Genomic DNA, 1729 nt, shown 5'->3' with positions numbered 1-1729 from the left:
CAATGGACGTCTCGAGCACCTGCGCGGCTCCGCACTCGGCTTCCGCAACCTCACCAACTACATCACCAGATCCCTGCTCGAGACCGGCGGGTTCAGACCAGCGCTACACGCTCAAATGCGATGAGCCGGATATGCGTAGCCCGATCGAGCACGTGCGAACGTCTCGACGCGCGCGACTTCGCCGAGGTAATCGGCCGTGCGGTCGGGGCGGTCGTCGCAGATGCTGCGAAGCGCTGCCACCGTCTCAACGTCGATCGGCTTCATCGTGCGGAACTGCGTGGAACAGATGGCTGCGAGTGGCTCATCCAGATCGCTCGCAAGGATGGGGTCGATGAAGTGCATCTTGTCGGCAGCGAGGGCATAGTCACGGTTCACCGCTCCCTGGGTACCTTCCGTGTACCAGCCAACGTGGTAGTACCCGGAGATCACCCTCCCCTGGTGCGGTTTGCGTGTCGTGAGGAAGAAAATGGTGGCCGCGCCATCGAGAACGATCCGGTTTCGCATGGACGGCTCGCAGGTGGAGAACAGGCCGTATGTTCCGGTCTCGATGTTTGGGTCGCTCTTGTTGTCCGCAGGCCGGGTGATCTCGCGGACTGGCCATCGCGCGAGGGGCTCGGAGAAGTAGACGGACAGGTAGCCGCGGCCAGCATCGGGGAGCTCGCGCCACGGGTCGCCAAGGCGACGCGCCGCTGCGCCTCCCTCGTGATCCCGGTTCTGTCGCATAGCTTAATGCTAGGGGTGACCTCTGACACATCCCGGGAGCCACGCTGGGCGGCGCGAAGGAGCTGGTGATGGCCAAGACTGATCTCACCATCCGCCGCGGTGCGGTCATCGTGTTCGAGGGCCTCGACCAGACCGGCAAGTCGACACAGTTGAACCGCCTCCGAGGCTCGGTCGACGCGGAGTCCACAGTGTTCGCTCACATGCCAACCGGCTTCACTAAGTTCACCGAACGGGTGTACAGAGCACTGGAGGGCGAGGTCCCTGACGAGAAGCCCAAGTCGGGCCTCGCCCAGCAACTAGCGCACCTCGCGTGCCACGCGGAGTCGGTGCCTGATCTCAAGCGAGCTGCGGAGACGCGATCTCTGATTCTGGATCGTTGGTGGTGGTCCACCCTCGCTTACGGCTGGTACGGCGGATCAGTGAAGCAGTCAGGATTCCCTGAGTCGAGCTTCAAGGAACTCATCGACACAATCTGGTCGCCAATCACGCCGTCTATCGTGTTCGTTTTCCTCGAACCCCACCACCTCGACCCAAACAACGCTCCGGGTGTGCAGGACGGCTATCGAGCGCTCTTGAAGGAACATGCCGAGTCCGCGGTTGTTGTCCCGATAGCGAACGAAGAAGAGACACACTCGTTCGTGACTGAGACGCTTCTGGATCGCGGACTTGCTGCCCGAGTCGAGAATCGATGAGCCACGGTGGCTGTCTATCGAAATGTGGAGCAGGCGTTCTTAGCCGAGTTGCATGCCGTTGTTGACTTTGGAGACCCTGTTGAGGTCCGCGGAGAGCGGACCCGGGAGTTGCGGGCGCGACTTATCGAGGTGTCTGATATTCGGTCTCGCTACGTTGTGCTCCCCCACCGAAACAACAACGTTTTTGGGCTCTTCGGACTTCCGGTGGGGGTGAGGCTCGCCGGGTGAGTTCGGGCGGGTAGGGGTCGAGGTCCCCGAGGATCAGTAGCGCCAACTGCTGCTCCAACCGAGGACCTCGACGTGTCTCACCATAG

General features: G+C 61.9%; 2 protein-coding genes. One reads left to right on the top strand and one right to left on the bottom strand.

Going from position 1 to position 1729, the window contains the following annotated elements; genetic code table 11:
• Positions 1-111: 111 nt before the first annotated feature.
• A complete protein-coding gene (locus tag IR155_RS15615) occupies positions 112-723 on the bottom strand; it encodes a hypothetical protein (RefSeq protein ID WP_135115700.1) in 612 nt (203 codons plus the stop codon).
• 68 nt (positions 724-791) lie between these two features.
• Between IR155_RS15615 and IR155_RS15610 the strand changes: the two genes are divergently transcribed.
• Positions 792-1415 (top strand): hypothetical protein, encoded by a 624-nt coding sequence (locus IR155_RS15610; protein ID WP_124895799.1) that lies wholly within the window; start codon positions 792-794, stop codon positions 1413-1415.
• Positions 1416-1729: the final 314 nt, after the last annotated feature.

This window comes from Microbacterium paludicola, assembly GCF_015235415.1.
In the GTDB taxonomy this organism is placed as follows: Bacteria; Actinomycetota; Actinomycetes; order Actinomycetales; family Microbacteriaceae; genus Microbacterium; species Microbacterium paludicola.
The sequence above is the reverse complement of the archived record's forward strand: the minus strand, read 5'-3'. Positions and strand labels throughout refer to the sequence as shown.

Coding starts and splice junctions, on each gene's coding strand:
- IR155_RS15615 (WP_135115700.1), bottom strand. CDS start 723: ATGCGACAGAACCGGGATCACGAGGGAGGCGCAGCGGCGCGTCGCCTT.
- IR155_RS15610 (WP_124895799.1), top strand. CDS start 792: ATGGCCAAGACTGATCTCACCATCCGCCGCGGTGCGGTCATCGTGTTC.